Origin of the sequence: Mesorhizobium australicum WSM2073 (assembly GCF_000230995.2) — a bacterium.
In the GTDB taxonomy this organism is placed as follows: domain Bacteria; phylum Pseudomonadota; class Alphaproteobacteria; order Rhizobiales; family Rhizobiaceae; genus Mesorhizobium; species Mesorhizobium australicum.
In genome coordinates this window covers 3687707-3707599 of sequence record NC_019973.1, presented here as the reverse complement: position 1 = coordinate 3707599, position 19893 = coordinate 3687707, and the positions used below count along the sequence as shown (strand labels likewise).

General features: G+C 62.3%; 21 protein-coding genes. 13 read left to right on the top strand and 8 right to left on the bottom strand.

Features of this window, described 5'->3' with window-relative positions; translation table 11 throughout:
* Positions 1-55: 55 nt before the first annotated feature.
* A complete protein-coding gene (locus tag MESAU_RS17775; RefSeq protein WP_015317428.1) occupies positions 56-193 on the bottom strand; it encodes an entericidin A/B family lipoprotein in 138 nt (45 codons plus the stop codon).
* A 55-nt stretch (positions 194-248) separates the two neighbouring features.
* On the opposite strand from MESAU_RS17775, the gene MESAU_RS17770 reads away from it, so the two are divergent.
* Positions 249-878 carry a DUF1638 domain-containing protein gene (locus MESAU_RS17770; protein WP_015317427.1) on the top strand — a complete coding sequence of 210 codons (630 nt, stop codon included), beginning with the start codon at positions 249-251 and terminating at the stop codon, positions 876-878.
* A 5-nt stretch (positions 879-883) separates the two neighbouring features.
* On the opposite strand, the gene MESAU_RS17765 is transcribed toward MESAU_RS17770, so the two are convergent.
* Positions 884-1804 carry an NAD-dependent epimerase/dehydratase family protein gene (locus MESAU_RS17765; protein WP_015317426.1) on the bottom strand — a complete coding sequence of 307 codons (921 nt, stop codon included), beginning with the start codon at positions 1802-1804 and terminating at the stop codon, positions 884-886.
* 120 nt (positions 1805-1924) lie between these two features.
* On the opposite strand from MESAU_RS17765, the gene MESAU_RS17760 reads away from it, so the two are divergent.
* From MESAU_RS17760 to MESAU_RS17720, 9 genes are all read left to right on the top strand, one after another.
* Positions 1925-2500: a DUF4893 domain-containing protein gene (locus tag MESAU_RS17760; protein ID WP_015317425.1), complete on the top strand. Its 576-nt coding sequence runs from the start codon at positions 1925-1927 to the stop codon at positions 2498-2500.
* Between the two features lie 123 nt (positions 2501-2623).
* Positions 2624-3406: a formyl transferase gene (locus tag MESAU_RS17755; RefSeq protein WP_015317424.1), complete on the top strand. Its 783-nt coding sequence runs from the start codon at positions 2624-2626 to the stop codon at positions 3404-3406.
* Between the two features lie 202 nt (positions 3407-3608).
* Positions 3609-3911 (top strand): virulence factor, encoded by a 303-nt coding sequence (locus MESAU_RS17750; protein ID WP_015317423.1) that lies wholly within the window; start codon positions 3609-3611, stop codon positions 3909-3911.
* Positions 3904-4518: a methylenetetrahydrofolate reductase C-terminal domain-containing protein gene (locus MESAU_RS17745; protein WP_015317422.1), complete on the top strand. Its 615-nt coding sequence runs from the start codon at positions 3904-3906 to the stop codon at positions 4516-4518. The genes MESAU_RS17750 and MESAU_RS17745 overlap by 8 nt, the downstream gene beginning before the upstream one ends.
* Positions 4515-5606, top strand: a complete 1092-nt coding sequence (locus MESAU_RS17740; RefSeq protein ID WP_015317421.1) for a methylenetetrahydrofolate reductase — start codon at positions 4515-4517, stop codon at positions 5604-5606. The genes MESAU_RS17745 and MESAU_RS17740 overlap by 4 nt, the downstream gene beginning before the upstream one ends.
* A gap of 81 nt (positions 5607-5687) precedes the next feature.
* On the top strand, positions 5688-6662 hold the full coding sequence (locus MESAU_RS17735) for a methyltetrahydrofolate cobalamin methyltransferase (protein WP_015317420.1): 975 nt from the start codon (positions 5688-5690) through the stop codon (positions 6660-6662).
* Positions 6613-8742, top strand: coding sequence for an ASKHA domain-containing protein (locus MESAU_RS17730; protein WP_015317419.1), 2130 nt, complete (start codon positions 6613-6615; stop codon positions 8740-8742). Before MESAU_RS17735 ends, MESAU_RS17730 begins: the two co-directional genes overlap by 50 nt.
* Before the next feature lie 177 nt (positions 8743-8919).
* Positions 8920-9105 carry a hypothetical protein gene (locus MESAU_RS31945; RefSeq protein WP_015317418.1) on the top strand — a complete coding sequence of 62 codons (186 nt, stop codon included), beginning with the start codon at positions 8920-8922 and terminating at the stop codon, positions 9103-9105.
* Positions 9106-9334: 229 nt separating this feature from the next.
* Positions 9335-10345, top strand: a complete 1011-nt coding sequence (locus MESAU_RS17720) for an alpha/beta hydrolase (protein WP_015317417.1) — start codon at positions 9335-9337, stop codon at positions 10343-10345.
* Between the two features lie 21 nt (positions 10346-10366).
* Here MESAU_RS17720 and MESAU_RS17715 read toward each other — a convergent pair whose 3' ends face one another.
* Positions 10367-11266: a LysR substrate-binding domain-containing protein gene (locus MESAU_RS17715; protein WP_015317416.1), complete on the bottom strand. Its 900-nt coding sequence runs from the start codon at positions 11264-11266 to the stop codon at positions 10367-10369.
* A 218-nt stretch (positions 11267-11484) separates the two neighbouring features.
* On the opposite strand from MESAU_RS17715, the gene MESAU_RS17710 reads away from it, so the two are divergent.
* From MESAU_RS17710 to MESAU_RS17705, 3 genes are all read left to right on the top strand, one after another.
* Positions 11485-11670, top strand: coding sequence for a hypothetical protein (locus MESAU_RS17710; protein ID WP_015317415.1), 186 nt, complete (start codon positions 11485-11487; stop codon positions 11668-11670).
* A 451-nt stretch (positions 11671-12121) separates the two neighbouring features.
* Positions 12122-12256, top strand: coding sequence for a hypothetical protein (locus MESAU_RS32250; protein ID WP_013894968.1), 135 nt, complete (start codon positions 12122-12124; stop codon positions 12254-12256).
* Positions 12257-12659: 403 nt separating this feature from the next.
* Positions 12660-13598 carry a GlxA family transcriptional regulator gene (locus tag MESAU_RS17705; RefSeq protein ID WP_263485819.1) on the top strand — a complete coding sequence of 313 codons (939 nt, stop codon included), beginning with the start codon at positions 12660-12662 and terminating at the stop codon, positions 13596-13598.
* A 6-nt stretch (positions 13599-13604) separates the two neighbouring features.
* On the opposite strand, the gene MESAU_RS17700 is transcribed toward MESAU_RS17705, so the two are convergent.
* From MESAU_RS17700 to MESAU_RS17680, 5 genes are all read right to left on the bottom strand, one after another.
* A complete protein-coding gene (locus tag MESAU_RS17700; RefSeq protein ID WP_015317413.1) occupies positions 13605-14402 on the bottom strand; it encodes an ABC transporter ATP-binding protein in 798 nt (265 codons plus the stop codon).
* Positions 14399-15172, bottom strand: coding sequence for an ABC transporter permease (locus MESAU_RS17695; protein ID WP_015317412.1), 774 nt, complete (start codon positions 15170-15172; stop codon positions 14399-14401). Before MESAU_RS17695 ends, MESAU_RS17700 begins: the two co-directional genes overlap by 4 nt.
* 68 nt (positions 15173-15240) lie before the next feature.
* Positions 15241-16191, bottom strand: coding sequence for an ABC transporter substrate-binding protein (locus tag MESAU_RS17690; RefSeq protein WP_015317411.1), 951 nt, complete (start codon positions 16189-16191; stop codon positions 15241-15243).
* A 115-nt stretch (positions 16192-16306) separates the two neighbouring features.
* Positions 16307-17155, bottom strand: a complete 849-nt coding sequence (locus MESAU_RS17685) for a DUF1194 domain-containing protein (RefSeq protein WP_015317410.1) — start codon at positions 17153-17155, stop codon at positions 16307-16309.
* A gap of 95 nt (positions 17156-17250) precedes the next feature.
* Positions 17251-19812 carry a GcvT family protein gene (locus tag MESAU_RS17680; RefSeq protein WP_015317409.1) on the bottom strand — a complete coding sequence of 854 codons (2562 nt, stop codon included), beginning with the start codon at positions 19810-19812 and terminating at the stop codon, positions 17251-17253.
* Positions 19813-19893: the final 81 nt, after the last annotated feature.

The following is a 19893-nucleotide window of genomic DNA, read 5'->3' as shown; positions in this document are numbered from 1 at the left end:
GAAGCCGCGCCTTGCAGCGCGGCTTTTTTGTCCCCAGATGAGAGACGGCCGCCGATCAATTGGCGACGGTGTCTTTGACCGCCCTCGCCGTCGATTTGACATCCTTGCCGACACCCCGAACGGTGTTGGCGCAGGCCGTAAGTGCAAGAGCGCAGGCAAGGATAGCCATCGGCGCTATGCGTAGCAGTTTCATGGACGGTGTCTCCCTCGACAGATAAATTAGCCCCGCAGCGAAAAGCCGGCTCGACTTGGTCAAGACGAAAAAAACAAAACCGAATCAGACAGACAGGCTGCTCGTCATCGCCTGCGGGATGATTGCGCGCGAGGTGTTGGCCGTCAAGGAACAGCTCGGGCTGGATCACCTCGAATTGACGTGTTTGCCGGCGGAGTTTCATTTCCATCCCGACCGCATCGCGCCGGCCATGGACAAGGCGATCGAAAAGGCCAGGGCGGAAGGCTATGAACATATCTTCGTCGGCTATGCCGATTGCGGCACTGGCGGCCTGCTTGACCGCGTGTTGGAGAAGCATGGCGTCGAACGCATGGCCGGCCCGCATTGCTTCGCGTTCTATCAAGGCATGGACGCCTATGCGAAGGTCGCCGACGACGACATGATGTCCTTCTACATGACGGACTTCCTGTGCCGCCAGTTCGATGCCTTCTTCATGAAGCCGCTCGGGCTGGATAAGCACCCGGAGCTGATCAAGGACTATTTCGGCAATTACGAGAAGCTGATCTATCTGGCGCAGACCGATGATCCGGAGCTCGACAAGGTCGCGGAAAAGGCCGCCGCCCTGCTCGGCCTCGCCTATGAGCGCCGCTCCACCGATTTTGGCGACCTGACGCCAGGCCTGGCGCGGGCGGCCGCGAACGCCTGACGGCTTCAGGCCGGGTCTTCGGCTGCCAGCGCCGCCAGCACGTCGGCAAAGCTCGTCCTGCAGGCAAAACCCAGCCTGTCCCTCGCCCGCGACGCGTCATAGATCCGGTCGATCGAGGAAAACATCGTCCAGCCCTTCCTCGCGTAGAGAGCGGGAAATTCAGGAAAATACCGCGCCACCACGGACGGCGCGTCCTTGATCAACGCCTCGCAATCTTCGGGTTGGAACGGCGTCGGCGCACAGATGATGAAGGTGTCGAAGCCGAGCTCCGGTGCCTTCTCCAAGGCGGCGACATGCGCCTGCGCCGCGTCCTCCACCATCAGCCGCCGAAACAGCAGTTCGTTCGCCTTGGTGTTGGCGTCCGACTGCTCGATGGCATGCGCCATGTCGTCGGCCTCGGGGAAGAAACGTGCCGTGCGCAGCACCACCACCGGCAGGCCGTGCTGGAGGTGGTAGAGACGGCAGAGATGCTCGGCGGATAGCTTGGTGACGCCATAGATGTTGCGCGGCTCGGGCGACATCGCTTCCGTCAGCCACGCCGCCTTGCGCGCACCGCCCTTGAAGCCGTCGCGTATCGCCTGCGAGATCATCAGCGAGGTCGTTGACGTGAAGACGAAGCGTTGCACATTGGCCGCCACCGCCGCGTCGAGCAGGTTTAGCGTGCCTTGCACGTTGGCCGCGATGAAATCGCTGTTGGCGTGGCTGTCTATGTTGGGCTTGTGCAGCGCGCCTCTGTGAATAATGGCCTCTATCCGGTTTTCTCCGACGGCACGCATGACGAGGTCACGGTCGGCAATCGAACCGACGATCCGCGTTTCGACCGATGGAACGGGATCGAGGCCGGTCACGTCATGTCCAAGCTCACGCAGGAGTGGCGCCAGCGCGCTGCCCAGCCAACCCGACGATCCCGTAAGCAAGATTCGCATGCGTCACACCATGAGTTTTGACCGAGACGCTGTTAAGCACGGATGACAGGCGCCAGCGACCCGGTAAGTTATGCGCCAGGCGGCGGCAGCGCCGTTCCAGACAAAACAGGGAATTCTTTGATGATCCTTCGCTCATTGATCGCCGCCCTTGGTCTCCTCTGCTGTACTTTGCCCGCCCTTGCCGACGGACAAGTGCAAAAACTGATCACGCCTGCCGATAAGGCGCGGCTCGACAAATATGGCGACACCCGCAAGGCGGCGCTCGCCGAAGCAAAGGCGGCCAACCCCGCCGAGCTCAAGCAGCTCGACACGCTGTTGGCCAAGCCGCTGGTCGCCTTCTCCGACAAGGATCTCACCGGCAACTGGCGGTGCCGCACGATCAAGGTCGGCGGACTGAGCCCGCTCGTTGTCTATGGCTGGTTCAAATGCAGGGTCACCGATGATGGCTCCGGCTGGCGGCTGGAAAAGATCAGCGGTTCTCAGCGCACCCAGGGCCGCTTCTTCGACGACGGCGACAAGCGCTCGATCTATCTTGGCTCCGGCTCCGTCAACGACGATCGGGCAAAGCCCTATGGCAGCGGCCCGCAGACCGACCAGGTTGGTTACGCCTTCCGAAACAGCGCCAAGGAATGGCGCATCGAGTTCCCCGCGCCCTACTATGAATCGAAGCTCGACATCATGGAGTTCAAGCGCTGACCAAGTCTTCATGCGCTGACCGGGGGGCTTCATGGGTTGGTAAGGCTTCCGGCATACCAAGGATTAACCCGCCCGCCCTAAGGTCCGGCCATATCAGCCGGTCCTTGGAGCACGGAAAGATCAATGGCAGCGTCGCAACCAAATCCGCGACCTATTGTGGTCGTCACCGGTGGCGGCGCGCATGTCTGGGCCATGATCAACGACCTCGCCGACCGCGTCGGCCCTGTCAGCGTCGTCCTCGAAATCCCTGAATCTAAAAAGCAATTGCTGCGCGGCCGCGCCCGACGCCAGGGCTGGATCTCTGCCATCGGCCAGCTCGGCACTATGGTGCTGAGCAGGCTCGGCAAACGGCTTAATGTCAAACACGCCGCCCGGTTGATTGCCGAGGAGAAGCTTGAAACGGAACCGCGGCAAGGCCAGGTCATCATCCATGTGGCATCCGCCAACGGGCCGGAATGTCTGCAGGCAATCGAGACGATCAAGCCCGGCGTCGTGCTGCTGAACGGCTGCCGGCTGATTTCCAGGGAGATGCTGGCCAAAATGCCGTGTCCGGTGCTCAACTATCATGCCGGCATCACCCCGAAATATCGCGGCATGAATGGCGGCTATTGGGCGTTGACGTCAGGCGATCCGCAGAATTTCGGCACCACCGTCCATCTGGTCGATGCGGGCGTCGACACTGGTGGCGTGCTGAAGCAGGTGCGCGGCGAGCCGAAACAAGGTGACACCATCTCAAGCTATGCGCTGCGCCAGGCGGCGTTTTCGCGCGACATCTGCGTCGAGGCGGTCAGCGACGCGCTGGCCGGTAAACTCGCAACGTTCGATCCAGGGCTGCCGTCGAAGCTGTGGTACCACCCGACGATCTGGTTCTACGTCTGGACAGGGCTGAGAACCGGCATTTGGTAACGCATCCAGTGTCCGGAACAGCGCAAATTCCGTCGCCATTACCGCTGCAGTGACCCCGTCGCGGCATGGGTCGCAAACGAATAAACGCACCTTTCATTTTACGACATCCAAATGCGTCGCTTTTGAATGCGCGCGCGTCGTCCCATAACAAGCGGGCCCACTGCGCTTGCGGCAATGCTCGGGGATCGAGGAGCGAGAATTCATGGCCGATCTTATCGTCGTCTACTGGCGCGACATTCCTGCCCAGGTCATCGTCAAGAAGGGCCGGCAGAACGCCAAGCGCGAACTGCCGTTGCGCTTCACCGAGGCGATCGACATGTGCGCCATGCGCACCGGCGCCGGCGGCACGGACGACTATCTGGCCGAATGGCGCAAGGCTGATCCAGTTCCGGTCGGTGACGATCTCGAAGCCGAGGTCGAAAAGGCCTTCAACGAGATCGACGCGAAATATGACCGCGAGCGGCTGGTCGCTCTGGTCAAGGCCGGCGGCAAAGAAAATGTCTGAAACCACTCCCGTCAGCAAGGAAGGCGTGGCCATTACGCAGGCCACTCAGGTCAAGAAGGCGGCGCCGAAGTCCGACTACAAGCCGGCCGATGTCTCGCCGCAGCGGCGCGTACAGCGCTCCTTCGCGATACGGCTGTGGTCGATCAGGCATTCGCGCTTGCTCGAATGGTTTTACGCCCGCTTCGCCGACACCTTCTTGCTGCTGCACCCGTTGTGGAAGGGTATCGGCTATGGCCGCGTCGAGGCTCCAATCAAGTTCGTCGAAAAGCGCGTAAAAGGCTTCATGTTCGACTGCCGCATGTGCGGTCAGTGCATCCTGTCCTCGACCGGCATGTCTTGCCCGATGAACTGCCCCAAGCAGTTGCGCAACGGCCCTTGCGGCGGCGTGCGCGCCAACGGCAATTGCGAGGTCGAACCCGATATGCCCTGCGTCTGGGTCAAGGCCTGGGAAGGTTCGCAGAACATGGTCAACTCCGACAGGATCCTCACCGTGCAGAAGCCGGTCGACCAGTCGTTGCGCGAAACCTCTGCCTGGCTGCGGGTGACCGCGCAGGCTGCGGCAGCCCGTGAAGCCGCCGCTGCCGCGAAGACCGGAGCCTCCGCGTGACCGGCCGCCAGCTCGACGAAAATCCGGCCGGCATCCATTTGCCGCTCGATCCCCTGCCCGGCCACACCTCGCGCGGCCGGCTGGAGCGCGTGCTCAGGCGCGGCGAGTTTGCGGTGACGACCGAACTGAACCCGCCCGACAGCGCCGATCCGGAGGATGTCTACAACCGTGCGAAGATCTTCGACGGCTGGGTCGACGCCATCAACGCCGTCGATGCGTCCGGCGCCAATTGCCATATGTCGTCGGTCGGCATCTGTGCACTTCTGACCCGCATGGGCTACGCCCCGATCATGCAGATCGCCTGCCGCGACAAGAACCGCATCGCCATCCAGGGCGACGTGCTGGGCGGCGCCGCGATGGGCGTCGCCAACATGCTGTGCCTGACCGGCGACGGCGTGCAGGCCGGGGACCAGCCGGGCGCCAAGCCGGTGTTCGACCTCGATTCCATGTCGCTGTTGGAGACCTGCCGCATCATGCGAGACAACGGCAAGTTTCTGTCCGGCCGCAAGCTGACGACGCCGCCGCAGCTGTTCCTGGGCGCTGCCGTCAATCCGTTCGCGCCGCCTTTCGACTTTCGCCCGATCCATCTCGGCAAGAAGATCGCCGCCGGCGCGCAGTTCGTGCAGACGCAGTATTGCTTCGACGTGCCGATGTTCAAGACCTTCATGCAGAAGGCACGTGATCTCGGCCACACCGAGAAAGTGTTCATCCTGTGTGGCGTCGGCCCTCTCGCTTCCGCCAAGACGGCAAAATGGATCCGCTCCAACGTGCCGGGCATCCATATCCCTGACGCTATCATCAAGCGGCTGGAAGGCGCCCAGGACCAGAAGAAGGAAGGCAAGCAGCTCTGCACCGACATCATCAACGAGGTGAAGGAAATTCCCGGTGTCTCCGGCATCCATGTGATGGCCTATCGCCAGGAGGAATATGTCGCCGAGATCGTCGATGAATCGGGCGTGCTGAAGGGCCGCCAGCCGTGGAAGCGCGAGATCCGCCGCGACGACCAGATGGTCGCCGACCGGCTGGACCGCATCCTGCACGACGACATTACCGAAACCCAGGTGGACATGGTGAAGACCGCGCATTGACTTGCGCGGAGAGCGACCATTCGCTTGATCGACAAGAGATAACGATATAAAGAACTCTTTATATCACGACGGAGAGATTTCATGACCCGGACCATCGTCGCCTCGGCGACACGAGAAATCATCATCGGCTTCGACCAGCCTTTCTGCGTGATTGGCGAACGCATCAACCCGACCGGCCGCAAGAAGCTCGCCGCCGAAATGGTGGTTGGCAATTTCGAGACCGTCATCAAGGACGCGCTGGAGCAGGCCGCCTGCGGCGCCACCATGCTCGACGTCAATGCCGGCGTCACCTCGGTCAACCCGAACGAAACCGAACCTGGCCTTCTGGTGCAGACGCTGGAGATCGTCCAGGGCCTGGTCGATCTGCCGCTGTCGATCGACAGTTCCGTCACCGCCGCGATCGAAGCCGCGCTGAAAGTCGCCAAGGGCCGCCCGTTGGTCAATTCCGTCACCGGCGAGGAGGAAAAGCTCGAGGCCATCCTGCCGCTGATCAAGAAATACAATGTGCCGGTCGTCGCCATCTCCAACGACGAGACCGGCATTTCGATGGATCCGGACGTGCGCTTTGCCGTCGCCAAGAAGATCGTGCAGCGCTGCGCCGATTTCGGCATCCCGGCGCATGACGTCGTCGTCGATCCGCTGGTGATGCCGATCGGCGCGCTGGGCGATGCCGGCCGTCAGGTGTTCGCCCTGCTGCGTCGGCTCCGCGAAGAGCTCAAGGTCAACACCACCTGCGGCCTGTCCAACATCTCCTTCGGCCTGCCGCACCGCCACGGCATCAACGCCGCCTTCATCCCGATGGTGATCGGCGCTGGCATGACCTCGGCGATCATGAACCCGGTGCGCCAGCAGGAAATGGAAGCGGTGCGCGGCGCCAACGTGCTGAACGGCACCGACGAGAACTGCACCAAATGGATCAAGACCTACAAGGATTACAAGCCGGCCGAAGGCGGCCAGGCGGTGGCAGCGCCGACAGCGGTCAACGCGCCGGGCGAAGGCGGCGGCAATGGCGGCCGCCGACGCGGTGGCCGTGAAGCCCGCATGGGCCGGGGATAAGCGCGCAATCGTGAACTCGCCTGCAAACATAACCGATCCGCTCGTGCTGTTCATGCCGTCAGGCAAGCGCGGGCGGTTCCCTGTCGGCACGCCCGTGCTCGACGCCGCGCGCCAGCTCGGCGTCTATGTCGAGAGCGTGTGCGGCGGACGCGCCACTTGCGGACGCTGCCAGATCGAGGTGCAGGAAGGCAATTTCGCCAAGCACAAGATCACCTCCTCAAACGACCACATATCACCCAAAGGCCCTAAGGAAGAGCGCTATGAACGTGTGCGCGGCCTGCCCGAACGGCGCCGCCTCTCCTGCTCCGCCCAGATTCTCGGCGATCTCGTCATTGACGTGCCGCAGGACACGGTCATCAACGCCCAGACCATCCGCAAGGATGCCGACACCAGGGTCATCGCCCGCGATTCCGCGATCCGCATGTGCTACGTCGAGATCGAAGAACCAGACATGCACAAGCCGCTTGGCGATCTCGACCGCCTGAAGATCGCCCTGATGAAGGACTGGAACCTCAAAAGCCTGGACTTCGATTTTTATCTGCTGCCGCAAGTGCAAGGTATTTTGCGCAAGGGCAACTGGACGGCGACCGCCGCCATCTACAAGGATACGGACACCGAGACAGCGCGCGTCATCGCGCTGTGGCCGGGCCTCAAGAACGAGGCCTATGGCCTGGCCTGCGACATCGGCTCGACCACCATCGCCATGCATCTGGTGTCGCTGCTGTCGGGCCGCGTCGCCGCCTCGTCCGGAACGTCGAACCCGCAGATCCGCTTCGGCGAGGATCTGATGAGCCGCGTCTCCTATGTGATGATGAACCCGGATGGCCGCGAAGGCATGACGGTTGCTGTCCGCGAGGCAATCTCCGGCCTCGTCGATAAGGTTTGCGCGGAAGGCAATGTCCAGCGCAACGACATCCTGGATTCCGTCTTCGTCGGCAATCCGATCATGCATCACCTGTTCCTCGGCATCGATCCGACCGAACTCGGTGGCGCGCCCTTCGCGCTTGCCGTCTCGGGCGCCGTTCGCATCAAGGCCTCCGACATCGGGCTGAAGCTCAACCAGGGCGCACGGCTCTATATGTTGCCTTGCATCGCCGGTCATGTCGGCGCCGACGCGGCGGCCGTGACCCTGTCCGAAGGCCCGCACCGCCAGGACGAGATGATGCTGATCGTGGACGTCGGCACCAATGCCGAGATCGTACTCGGAAACCGTACACGGGTAGTCGCTGCTTCCTCGCCTACCGGTCCGGCTTTCGAAGGCGCCGAAATCTCCGGTGGCCAGCGGGCTGCGCCCGGCGCCATCGAGCGCGTGCGCATCGATCCAGACACGCTGGAGCCGAAATACCGCGTCATCGGCTCGGAACTGTGGTCCGACGAGCCCGGCTTCCTCGACAGCGTGCAGGCGACCGGCGTCACCGGCATTTGCGGCTCCGGCATCATCGAGATCGTCGCCGAAATGTATCTCGCCGGCGTCATCTCCGAGGATGGCGTCGTCGACGGATCGCTTGCCGCGCGCTCGCCGCGCGTCGTTGCCAACGGCCGCACCTTCTCCTACGTGCTGAAGGAAGGCGAACCCAAGATCACCATCACCCAGACAGACGTGCGTGCCATTCAGTTGGCCAAGGCGGCGCTCTATGCCGGCACCAAGCTGTTGATGGAAAAACAGAACACCGAGCATGTCGACCGCATCCACTTCGCCGGTGCCTTCGGCTCCTTCATCGATCCGAAATACGCCATGGTGCTAGGTCTCATCCCCGATTGCGACCTCGACAAGGTCTCGGCCGTGGGCAACGCCGCCGGCGCGGGTGCTCGCATGGCGCTGCTCAATCGCGGCTATCGCCGCGAGATCGAGGAGACGGTGAGCCAGATCGAAAAGATCGAGACGGCGCTCGAGCCGAAATTCCAGGAGCACTTCGTCTACGCCATGGCGCTGCCCAACAAGGTCGACCCGTTCCCGAAACTGGCGGCGGCGGTGAAGCTGCCGCCGCGCAAGACGGTGAGCGAGGATGGCATCGCCGGAGATGCAGCACCGCGCCGGCGCTCCCGCGAAGGCCATGCTGCTCGGCGCAGCCGCGAATAGACGCGCCGGCCACTCCCTCGATTTATTTGTATGCAAATGTTTCCGGATCGTCCGATCCGGAAACCGAAACGCTGTTTTCGCGAAATCCAGCAGATACATGCACAGCGCATTTACCCGCACATCGAACGGCGGCTGAGGACAGTCCTTGGCCATCGCCGTTCTTCAGGGGAGATGACAATGACGATGTTCGAAAATTTCGGCCGCTTGGGTGTGGCCATCAGGCAAGCCCACGCCAGGAACAAATCGATCCGCGCGCTGAACAGCTTGCCGGCGCATGTCCAGAAGGACATCGGCTGGCCGGCATCGCCGCCGAACGATCCGCAGGCCACACTCGCCTCGCTGCTGCTAGGCTCTACGCGGTGACGACGTTCGCCGACAAATACAAATTGCTCGGCGTCCACCGGGGATCCCACACATCCCCGATGGCCACCAGCAACCGATTGCGCACGGCACTTTTGCCGCGGCGCCGACGACGCGCGGATCACACCAGCGTGTGGGCACGCCGTAAATCTTGACATTCTCGGCCAAGGCACGATCTTCGTTGCAAGGGGGAGTTCTCTTAGTCGGCTGCAGCCGAAGTTCGTGTATTCGCATGCCAAGTTTGAAAAGCCACGTTGTGTCCTTCGTGCTCAGGCACAGCCGCAAGCAAGCCTTTTCCAGCCCGGAAAACCTGCAGCGCTGGATCGCCGCCGCGCGCAAGACAGAGGATCACCATCCGCCGGCCGCGCTGCATCAGCGTTTCGAAATCCAGACGCGCAGCGTGGACGGTTTTCCGGTCTACGAAATCGCCCCCAAGGCCGGAGAGCACAAGCGGATACTCTACCTGCATGGCGGCGCTTATGTCTTTGAAATCACGCCCTATCACTGGTATCTGATCGCCGACATGGCCGACCGGCTGGGCTACGGCATCACCGTGCCGATCTACCCTATCGCCCCGGAACACGATTTCCACGCCATGTTCGGCATGGTCGGCGCTGTCTACCGCCAGATGCTCGATGAGACAGAGGCGGAAGATATCGTCTTCATGGGCGATTCCGCCGGCGGCAACATGGCCGTGGTGCTGACCATGATGGCGGCGGACGAGGGTTTGCCGGTGCCGTCGCGCCATGTGCTGATTTCACCCGGCCTCGACGTCTCGCTCGCGAACCCCGAAGTGTTTGAGGCGGAGCGGAATGATCCATGGTTGGGCATCGCCGGCGGGCGTGAGGCAATCCGGCTCTATAGTGCCGGATTGGATCCGACAGACTGGCGTATCAGCCCGGTCTATGGCGATCTGTCGGTATTGCCGAAGACACTGCTCCTGACGGGCTCCCGCGATCTTCTCACGCCCGACAATCTCATCTTTGCACAAAAAGCCAGCGCCGCCGGTGTCGAGGTGGAGCTGATCTACGAGGAAGGCATGTTCCACGTCTGGCCGCTGATTGACATGCCGGAAGCGCGGCGCGCGCGTCAGCACATCGTCGCGTTTCTCACCGACGACGCCTACACTCGGGCTGAAAGGGAAACGGTCAAGTCGTCGACCAAAGCTTCATCCCAGCACACCAACCATTTCGGCCAGACGATCAATCGGCTCGGCGAACGTGACGAGATCGCCGAGCACTGAAACTCGGCCCCACGACATCGATCAGAACTTGCCGGTTTCCCTGAACACTTCGAAGGTCGCGCGGATGTGGTCGGCGACGGCCTTGACCGGCGCGCTGGCGTCCGGCGCCACCACCATGGCAAGATTGTAAGTGCCGATATCGGGCATTCCGTCCTTAGGGCAGAGTTCGACCATGTCGTTGCCCAGGAACGATCTCGGCAGCGGCGCGACCGCGAGGTCGGCCATGATCGCGGCGCGCTGGCCTGCGGTATGGGCACTCATATAAGCGACGCGATAGTTGCGGCCCTCGCGGCCCAATGCCTCGAGCGCGCCGGCCCGCCAGGCACAGCCCTCTTCCCAAAGCGAAACCGGCAGCGGTTCGCGCAGATGCGCGCAGCCGCCCTTGGCGCCGGCCCACACGATCGGCTCGGTCAACAGCACCTCGGCACCGAGCGCGCTGGTCTTGTACGAATTGGTCAACAGCGTGATGTCGAGCGCCCGGTCATCCATGCGCCGGCGCAGATTGCTGCTCTGGTCGATGGTGACGTCGACGGCGATCGAGGGATGCGACTGCGCGAAACGCTTCAACACATGCGGCAGCACGCGCTCGCCATAGTCGTCAGGTGAGCCGAGCCGCACCACCCCGACAATATCGGGGATGATGAACTTCGATACCACCTCGCGGTTGATCGACAAAAGCCGCCGGGCATAGCCGAGCAGCATTTCGCCGTCCGTGGTCAGCGTCACCGAACGCGCGTCGCGCGCGAACACCGAGCGGCCGAGAATATCCTCCAGCTTCTTGATCTGCATGGAGACGGCCGACGGCGTCCGAAACACCGCATTGGCCGCGGTGGTGAAGCTGCCGGTCTCGGCAATCGCCACGAAGGTGCGCAAAACGTCGAGGTCGAGCAGCGGCAGCGGGTGATTGAGTGGGGCGTTCATGACGATCGACCTTCAATTTTTCTGATACAAAACATCATTCCATTTCGTTTGATTGAACATCAGACCGGGAGCATAGTCAACTCCATCGAAGCAGCATGCTGCCAAAAGCGGCCACGAAACGACCACGGCGCAGACCTGCATCGACGTGAAATGAAGCTGAAACAGACCTGACGTAACGCATTGCCGGCGCTTGCCGTGCCGTAGCAAAGGAGATCGAAATGTCTATCCTATCGTCCCTCGGCCGCATCGCGACCGAATTCAACGCGGCCCGCACCCGCTACCAGACCGAACGCGCCATCCGTTCACTGCCGATCGAGCTGCAGAAGGATATCGGCTGGCCGGAAGCTTCCGACGCCAAGACCGGCATTCGCAACGGCGTCGGATCCTGGGCTGGAGCAAAGTAAATCGTGTGTACCCCGTGCTGAAGGCCTGCCGCGCAGCCCGCCCGGCAGGCCTTCTCTATTTAATTTGTATTCAAACGAATTCACGAGCCATGCCGCCGCCGCATGGCGCATATGAGCAAGCCGCATAGCAGCTCGATTTTTAGATTAACCCGCTGTAAATATTCATGAATCCTAGGCATCTTGCTCGTAGCTTGCCAAAATTTGTCGCATCTGGTGTCGCTTTTCATATCAAGCGCTTCGCTTTTGCGATTTAGTTCCTGCTCACACAAGCCTATATCACCGTCAGCAAACGAGCTGCCCCACTCCATCAAGCGAAGGCGACCCGTTTAGAGCGACGTGCGTCCTATTGGACGCACAAAGTACGCTCTAACACTTTGAGTCTGCGCATCGTGCTTTCCGAAAATCAATTCGATTTTCGGGCCGACGCGCGAGCAACCGATTGGAGATGATCATGAAGCTTTTTGCCCGCCTCTTCGCCCGCCGCGAAATGAACCTGACCACCGCTCTCGAGCGTCAGCGTCTTGCCAACACCATGCCCGGCCAGACCGGCGCCATGGCCGCGGCACGTCTCGGCTTCGTCGCCTGAACGAGCGCGGTTCCAGGAAAACCGTATTTTCCCGGCCGGAACTGCGTAGAAATCGAAAATACAAGACACCTCCAGAGCCGCGCCCCTGCCGCGGCTTCAGGGTTGACTGCCGCCGCCTCGGTCCGCCGAGGCGGCGTTTATTTTGTTGCGCTTCCATCGCCCTTCACAACCTGACGGTGGCCTGGTTCGAGCAGCACCGCGTGGCGATTGCCCATTTGCGACCCATGTCGCAAATTTAATCTTCCCAAAGCCGTCTAGACGATTGACAGGAATGGTTTTTCCTGATGACGCTATGCTATTCGCGACATCCTGTTCGCGTCATGGCCAGATGAGGTTCCCCGTGAACGCCGTCAAGCATCCGATCAAGCGATCGTTTGTGTTCTTCCTTATCCCCGATTTCACCATGATCGCTTTTGCGACAGCGCTCGACCCGCTGCGCTCGGCCAATCGGATGCTCGGCTACGAGGCCTATCGCTGGCGCCTCGCCAGCATCGACGGCAAGCCGGTGCGCGCCTCGAACGGCGTCGAGTGTGCGGTCAACACCTCGCTGGAGGAGGAACGCAAGAAGATGGCGGGGCCGGATCGCCCCAATATGGCCATCGTCTGCAGCGGCACCAATGTCGAGCGCTACCAGAACAAGTCCGCCTTTGCCTGGCTGCGCGAGGAATACAATCGCGGCGTCGCCGTCGGCGGCCTGTGCACCGGTGCGCATATCCTCGCCGCCGCCGGGCTCCTGTCCAACAAGCGCTGTGCCATCCATTGGGAAAACCTGCCCGGTTTTTCCGAAGCGTTCCCGAAGGCCAATGTCTTTGCCGACCTGTTCGAGATCGACCAGAACATCTACACCTGCGCCGGCGGCACCGCCGCGCTCGACATGATGCTGAAGCTGATCGGCGACGATTTCGACGAGAACCTCGTCAACCGCGTGTGCGAGCAGGTGCTGACCGATCGTGTGCGCAGTCCGACCGACCGCCAGCGCCTGCCGCTGCGCGCCCGCCTCGGCGTGCAGAACTCGAAAGTGCTGACCATCATCGAGCTGATGGAGGCCAATCTGTCCGAGCCGCTGTCGCTGATCGAGATCGCCGACCATGTCGACCTGTCGCGCCGCCAGATCGAGCGCCTGTTCCGCACCGAGATGGGACGGTCGCCTGCCCGTTACTACCTCGAAATCCGCCTCGACCGCGCCCGGCATCTCTTGATCCAATCGTCGCTGCCGGTGGTCGAGGTGGCGGTCGCCTGCGGCTTCGTCTCGGCCTCGCATTTCTCGAAATGTTACCGCGAGCTCTACGCCCGCTCGCCGCAGCAGGAACGCGTCGACCGCAAGCAATTGCTGGCGGCCTGATCCCGATCAGGTCTCGGCCGACCGCACTTGCGCCGTCCGCATCGCCTCGACGCGGATGTCCTCGGTCAGCCGCGCCTTCAACGCCGAGAATTCGGCACTGGTCTTCAGCGTATAGTGCCTGGGATGCGGCAGGTCGATGGAGACATCCGACTTGATGCGGCCGGGCCGCGCCGTCATCACGATCACGCGCGAGGCCATGAAGATCGCCTCCTCAATGTCGTGGGTGACGAACAGCACCGTTTTCTTGCGCTGTTCCCATATGCCGAGCAGCAATTCCTGCATCAGCCCGCGTGTCTGGTTGTCCAGCGCCCCGAACGGCTCGTCCAGCAACAGGATTTCGGGATCGTTGGCTAGCGCCCGGGCAATCGCCGTGCGCTGCTGCATGCCCCCTGAAAGCTGTTTCGGCCAATGGTTCTCGAACCCCTTCAGCCCGACGAGATCGACATAGGAGGCGACAATGTCGTCCCGCTCCTTTTCGGCCATCCCCCGTTCGCGCAGGCCGAAGCCGATGTTTTCGGCGACCGTCAGCCATGGAAACAGCGTGTAGGACTGGAAGACCATACCGCGGTCCGGCCCGGGCCGCGTCACCGTCTTGCCGTCTAGCCGAACGCGGCCTTCGCTTGGCGCCTCCAACCCGGCGACGATCCTCAACAGTGTCGACTTTCCGCAACCTGACGGTCCCAAAACGGTGATGAAGTCGTTGGCCGCCACCGCCAGGTCGATTGGCATCAGCGCCTTGACGGGTTCTCCACCCCGCACGCCGGCAAAGGTTCGCGAGACACCCTCGATAAGAAGCTTGCTCACGCCAGGCTCCATGGAAAGAGCCAGCGGTTGAACGCCTTGAACGCAAAATCGGACAACAGCCCGATCAGGCCGATGACGATGATGCCGAAGATGATCTGCCCGGTCGCCAGCCGCGACTGGCTGTTGATGATCATGTAACCGATGCCCGACGATGAGCCGATCAATTCGGCCACGATGACATAGGTCCATGCCCAGCCGAGCACCAGCCGTAGCGTCTCGGCGATCTCGGGCGCATTGGCCGGCATGATGACCCGCCTGACGATGCCATTGTTGGTCGAGCCCAGCGTATAAGCGGCCTCGACCAGGTCGCGCCGCGTGGCCCCAACCTTGACGGCAATGATCAGGATGATCTGGAACACCGAGCCGACGAAGATGACGAGCAGTTTTTCCAGCTCGCCAATGCCGGCCCAAAGGATGAGCAGCGGAATGAAGGCCGACGCCGGCAGATAGCGGGCGAAGGAGACGAAGGGCTCCAGAAACGCTTCCACCGGCTTCCAGGCGCCCATGGCGATGCCGAGCGGCACCGCGACGACCGAGGCCAGTACAAAGCCGCCGAAGACCCGCCAGATGGTGATCAGTATGTCGAGCCAGAAACGATCCTCGACCAGCAGCCGCCAGCCATCCCGCAGCATCGACAGCGGATCGGCGAGGAAGATGCGGTTGACGTGGCCGCCAAGCGTGATCCAGGCCCAGAAGGCCACGAACAGCACGAAGAAGGAGATACCGAGCACTGTTCGCAGGCTCGGAGAGACAGGATGCAAGGGGCGCATCTTCGTCCTTTGTCAGCGGCAAGGCGGCGGCGCTCTGCGCCACCGCACGGTGCCCAAGGGTTGAACCGTCAATTCGCCACGGCGCTGGTGTCGGCCAGAGTGGCGACGTCGGGTGCCTCCTTGATCAGCCCCATTTGCAGCAGCAGATCGCCGGCGGTCTTGGAAAAGTCCTGGAATTCCTTGGTGAAGAACTGCTTGTTCTCGGCCTTGTCGGCCCATTTCAGGTACTTTGCCGAATCCTCGAATTCATTGGCCGACTGTTTCACGTCAGCGCCCATGATCTCATAGGATTTCTGCGGCTCCTTCTTGATCATGTCGAGGGCGTCGAAATAGCTGTCGGCAAGCGCCTTGGCGGCGTCGGGATTGGCCTTGAGGAATTCGGGCGTGCAGCCGACCGTGTCGAGAACCATCGGATAGTCGAGCGTGGTCGCCAGGATATGCCCCTGGTCGGCCTTGTCGCGCACGGCCGAGATGAAGGGCTCGTAGGTGACGGCCGCATCGTTCTGGCCGGCGAGGAAGGCTTGCGCCGCCGCGTCGGGTTCGAGATTGACGACCGTGACATCCTTGGTCGACATGCCGTTCTTGTTCAGCACCCAGGCCAGCAGGAAGTAGGGCGACGTTCCAGGCGCCGAGGAAGCGACGGTCTTGCCCTTGAGATCGGCGACCGTCTTGATGTCGTTGCGCACCACAATGCCGTCGGCGCCATAGGATTTGTCGAGCTGGAAAATCTGCTTGGTGGTCACCCCGCTGGCGTTCCAGACCAGCCACGTCTCGACCGTGGTGGCGGCGCATTGCAGGTCGCCGCTGGCGATGGCGAGCGGACGGCTGGCCTGCGGCACCTTCTTCAAGGTCACATCGAGCCCATGCTTCTCGAACAGCCCTGCCTGCTTGGCGAGTGTCAGCGGCGCGAATCCGGTCCATCCGCTGATGCCGATGGTGAGCGATGTGGCGGCCATCGCCGGCGCGGACAAGCCTGTGGCAAGTGTCAATGTCGCGGCAAGGACGGTTATTCTGTTCATATCGGTTCCCCTTTTGTTTTTCTGCGGGAAATTGTTCACAGAGGCCGATGGGCTTGTCAATCAACAGGACCGTGTTTGCGCGCAAAGCAGCCGGCAATCCGGTTTTGGAATTGCGCTATCTGGCGTCGGGCATCCAGTTGCGGTTGCGCCACATTTTCTCGCCGACCTGGCAGTCGGCGATGGGCTTGTCCTGCGCCAGCACCACTGGCGGGTGATCCGCCTCCTCCGCCGCCCATTGCAGTGACGCCGGGCCGGCAAGCTCCAGCACCAGCTTGCGGCGGATGGCTTCGGGAAATTGCGTCCAGTCGTTAACCGGAATCATGAAGGCGCCGGGACCGCCGATGACGCAGTCGCTGTAGTAGCGATCGAGATCGTTGACGTCATAGACGCCGGAAAAGCCGCCTCGGGTCATCAGCGGCAGGCCGTTGATGACTATGCCTTGCCTGACCACCCCGTCGCGGGCGAGATTGACCGGCGCGCCCTGGTTGTTTGGCCCGTCGCCCGAAATGTCGATGACGCGCTTGGTTCCCTGGTAGCCGCTTTCGGCGAAAAGGTCGCTGCCGAACTCCAGCGCGCCGGAGATCGAGGTGCGCCGCGCGCTGTTGGGCGGCTGAGCCGACAATTGCGCCACCACCCGCTCCGCATCGGCCCGGGTCGCGATCGCTGTCCACGGCACGATGACGCTTTGCCAGTTGGTGCCGGCCCATTCGACGTAGGTGACGGCGATCTTGCCATAGGCGCCATCGGTAATCGCCTGCAGCACATTGTCGTGCGTCAGCGCCGCCGCGTAGCCATGACGCTGGATCTCGAGCTCGTCGGCCGACATCGACAGCGACACGTCCACCGCCAGCACCAGTTCGACATCGACCGGCTCGTCTGCGCGAGACATTGTCGTCGGCCAGAGCGTCAGCGCCAGCGCGACGACGCTCGAAAGCAGATGTCTTGCAGTGCCAAAACCAGACATGCCGCGAGGGTAAGCCAGAATCGACAGCTGAAAAAGAGAAAAGCCCGACCTGGGCCGGGCTCATCCAAAACACGCGCGAGATTCTTGGCGAAGGCTCAGCTCCGCGGCTTGAGATTCTCCGCGTCGTAAAGCGGCTTGTAGCCGACGCTGGCGACCTCGACCGGATAGGTCTCGCCGAAATACTCGACCTTGAGCTTGCGGCCTTCCTGGGCATAGGCCCAGGGCAGATAGGCGAGCGCGATGTTCTTGCCGATCGTCGGGCCATAGGCGACCGATGTCGTGAAGGAGCGGCGGCCGAGTTCGTCGACCAGTGTTTCCCCGCTCTCGGGGTCCATCACCGGCATGATGCCGACCGGATAACGGGCGACACCTCTGGAATCCTTGTTCTCGGTCATCACCAGCGTGCATAGCATCGCCGGCTGGTGCGCGCGCTCACGATACTCCAAGTGCTTGGCCTTGCCGCAGAAATCGTTCTCCTTGACCTTCGGGCGGGCGAGATCGGCTTCCAGCAGATTATACTCGGTCAAGAGGTCGGCGTTCTGCAGCCGCAGGCTCTTCTCCATGCGGCGCGTATTGGCGTAGGTCTCGACGCCGAATGGCATGACACCGGTCGAGCGCAGCGCGTCCCAGACGGCGAGACCATCCTCGTAGCGCATATGCAGTTCCCAGCCCTGCTCGCCGACATAGGAAATACGGAACGCCGTAACGTCCTTGCCGCCGATCCGGACCGGCTTGATCGCCGCGAACGGAAAATTCTCCGACGAAAGCCCATCCGGGTTCTCGACCACCTTTTGCAACGTCGTGCGGGCATTCGGCCCCCAGATGCCGATGGTGACGTACTTCTCGGTCACGTCGGTGATGGTGACGTCGAACCCTTTGTCCTGGGCCGTGCGGCGCATGTATTGGTAGTCGCGCGGCCCAGCGTCGGCGCCATCGATCAGCCGGCAGCGGTCGGCCATGCGGATCACCGTGAAGTCGGCGCGCACCATGCCTTGCTCATCGAGGAAGTGGGTGTAGATGCCCTTGCCGATGTTGTTGTCGCCGCCGATCTTGGCCGCGCACAGCCATTCCAGCAGCGCGACATGGTCGGGTCCTTCGATGTCATACATCGAGAAATGCGAGAGGTTGACGATGCCGCAATCCTCGCTCATCGCCAGATGCTCGGCGTTCGAGACGCGCCAGAAATGGCGGTTGTCCCATTCGTTCTCGCGCACCGGCACGCGGTTTCCATACTTCTCAAGCAGATGCTCGTTGGCGGCATAGCCGTGCGCACGCTCCCAGCCGCCCAGCTCCATGAAATAACCGCCGAGTTCCTTTTCACGCTCCCAGAACGGCGAGCGCCTGATGTTGCGGGCCTTGGAGAAGGGTTCGCGCGGATGCACCGCCGGATTGTAGACCTTCATCGCCGTCTCGGTGCAGCGATCCCAGATGAATTGTTCCTTGGTCTGGTGCGGATAGAAGCGCGCATAGTCGATGGCGTGGTGGTCGATCGCGGTGCGGCCATCCGTCATCCAGTCGGCGATCAGCTTGCCCATGCCGGGGCCGTCCTTGACCCAGATGGCGACGGCGTACCACAGGCCCCTCACCTTCTGGCTCTCGCCCATGGACGGGCCGCCATCGGCCGTCACCTGCAGCAGGCCGTTGAAGGAATGGCTTTCGTTATAGCCGAGCTCGCCCAGGATCGGCGTCAGTTCCATGGCGCGCTCGAGCGGCGCCAGGATCTGCTCCATGTCGAGATCGCGCTGCGACGGCGACAGTCGTGCCTGGTCCTTCTCCAGCAGGTCGCGCGGATGGCAGAGGCGCGGATTGGTCTCTTCGTAGTAACCCCATTCGATCTGGCCGCCCTCGGCGGTCTTGGGGTCGCCGGTGTCGCGCATATAAGCCGAGTTGCCCTGGTCGCGCAGCAGAGGCCAACCGATCTCCTTGCCGGTGCCGGCGAACTCGGTATAAGGGCCGAAGAAGGTCAGCGGATGGTCGATCGGCATGACCGGCAGGTCCTCGCCGACCATCTCGGCGATCAGCCGGCCCCAGATGCCGGCGCAGACGATGACATAGTCGGCCTCGATCGTGCCGCGGTCGGTCACCACGGCACTGATGCGGCCGTCCTTGACGACGAGCGACTTCGCCGGCGTGTTGGCGAAGGATTTGAGCTTGCCTGACGCTTCCGCCTGGTCGACCAGCTTGCCGGCAACGGTCTGCGAGCGCGGAATAACGAGGCCGGCATCCGGATCCCATAGGCCGCCCTGCACCAGATCCTGTTCGATGAGCGGGAATTTTTCCTTGATCTCGGCGGGATCGATCAAACGGGCGCGTGTGCCGAACGCCTTGGCCGAGGCGATCTTGCGTTTGATCTCGTCCATGCGTCCGTTGTCGCCGATACGGGCGACCTCGAGGCCGCCGACGCGCGCGTAATGGCCCATCTTCTCGTAGAAATCGATGGAATAGAGCGTCGTCCAGCACGACAGGAAATCGTGGCTGGTGGTGTAGCAAAAGTCGGAAGCGTGCGCGGTCGAGCCGATATCGGTCGGGATGCCCGACTTGTCGATGCCGACAATGTCGTCCCAGCCGCGCTCGATCAGATGATGGGCGATCGATGCGCCGACAATGCCGCCGAGGCCAATGATGACGACCTTCGCCTTTTTCGGAAACTCTGCCATTGCCCGCGACTCCAGAATGCTGTTGCGGGCGGCGTCGGCGCCCGTCTGATCGGCGCACAATATGCAGGCGACGGGGACGGC

Excerpts from the sequence above, each read along its gene's own strand:
- MESAU_RS17735 (WP_015317420.1), top strand. The coding sequence starts at position 5,688 with ATGACCCGGACCATCGTCGCCTCGGCGACACGAGAAATCATCATCGGC.
- MESAU_RS17750 (WP_015317423.1), top strand. The coding sequence starts at position 3,609 with ATGGCCGATCTTATCGTCGTCTACTGGCGCGACATTCCTGCCCAGGTC.
- MESAU_RS17680 (WP_015317409.1), bottom strand. The coding sequence starts at position 19,812 with ATGGCAGAGTTTCCGAAAAAGGCGAAGGTCGTCATCATTGGCCTCGGC.
- MESAU_RS17765 (WP_015317426.1), bottom strand. The coding sequence starts at position 1,804 with ATGCGAATCTTGCTTACGGGATCGTCGGGTTGGCTGGGCAGCGCGCTG.
- MESAU_RS17685 (WP_015317410.1), bottom strand. The coding sequence starts at position 17,155 with ATGTCTGGTTTTGGCACTGCAAGACATCTGCTTTCGAGCGTCGTCGCG.
- MESAU_RS17710 (WP_015317415.1), top strand. The coding sequence starts at position 11,485 with ATGTCTATCCTATCGTCCCTCGGCCGCATCGCGACCGAATTCAACGCG.
- MESAU_RS32250 (WP_013894968.1), top strand. The coding sequence starts at position 12,122 with ATGAAGCTTTTTGCCCGCCTCTTCGCCCGCCGCGAAATGAACCTGACC.
- MESAU_RS17745 (WP_015317422.1), top strand. The coding sequence starts at position 3,904 with ATGTCTGAAACCACTCCCGTCAGCAAGGAAGGCGTGGCCATTACGCAG.
- MESAU_RS17760 (WP_015317425.1), top strand. The coding sequence starts at position 1,925 with ATGATCCTTCGCTCATTGATCGCCGCCCTTGGTCTCCTCTGCTGTACT.
- MESAU_RS17695 (WP_015317412.1), bottom strand. The coding sequence starts at position 15,172 with ATGCGCCCCTTGCATCCTGTCTCTCCGAGCCTGCGAACAGTGCTCGGT.
- MESAU_RS17775 (WP_015317428.1), bottom strand. The coding sequence starts at position 193 with ATGAAACTGCTACGCATAGCGCCGATGGCTATCCTTGCCTGCGCTCTT.
- MESAU_RS17720 (WP_015317417.1), top strand. The coding sequence starts at position 9,335 with ATGCCAAGTTTGAAAAGCCACGTTGTGTCCTTCGTGCTCAGGCACAGC.
- MESAU_RS17730 (WP_015317419.1), top strand. The coding sequence starts at position 6,613 with ATGGCGGCCGCCGACGCGGTGGCCGTGAAGCCCGCATGGGCCGGGGAT.
- MESAU_RS17690 (WP_015317411.1), bottom strand. The coding sequence starts at position 16,191 with ATGAACAGAATAACCGTCCTTGCCGCGACATTGACACTTGCCACAGGC.
- MESAU_RS17755 (WP_015317424.1), top strand. The coding sequence starts at position 2,624 with ATGGCAGCGTCGCAACCAAATCCGCGACCTATTGTGGTCGTCACCGGT.
- MESAU_RS31945 (WP_015317418.1), top strand. The coding sequence starts at position 8,920 with ATGACGATGTTCGAAAATTTCGGCCGCTTGGGTGTGGCCATCAGGCAA.
- MESAU_RS17715 (WP_015317416.1), bottom strand. The coding sequence starts at position 11,266 with ATGAACGCCCCACTCAATCACCCGCTGCCGCTGCTCGACCTCGACGTT.
- MESAU_RS17705 (WP_263485819.1), top strand. The coding sequence starts at position 12,660 with ATGATCGCTTTTGCGACAGCGCTCGACCCGCTGCGCTCGGCCAATCGG.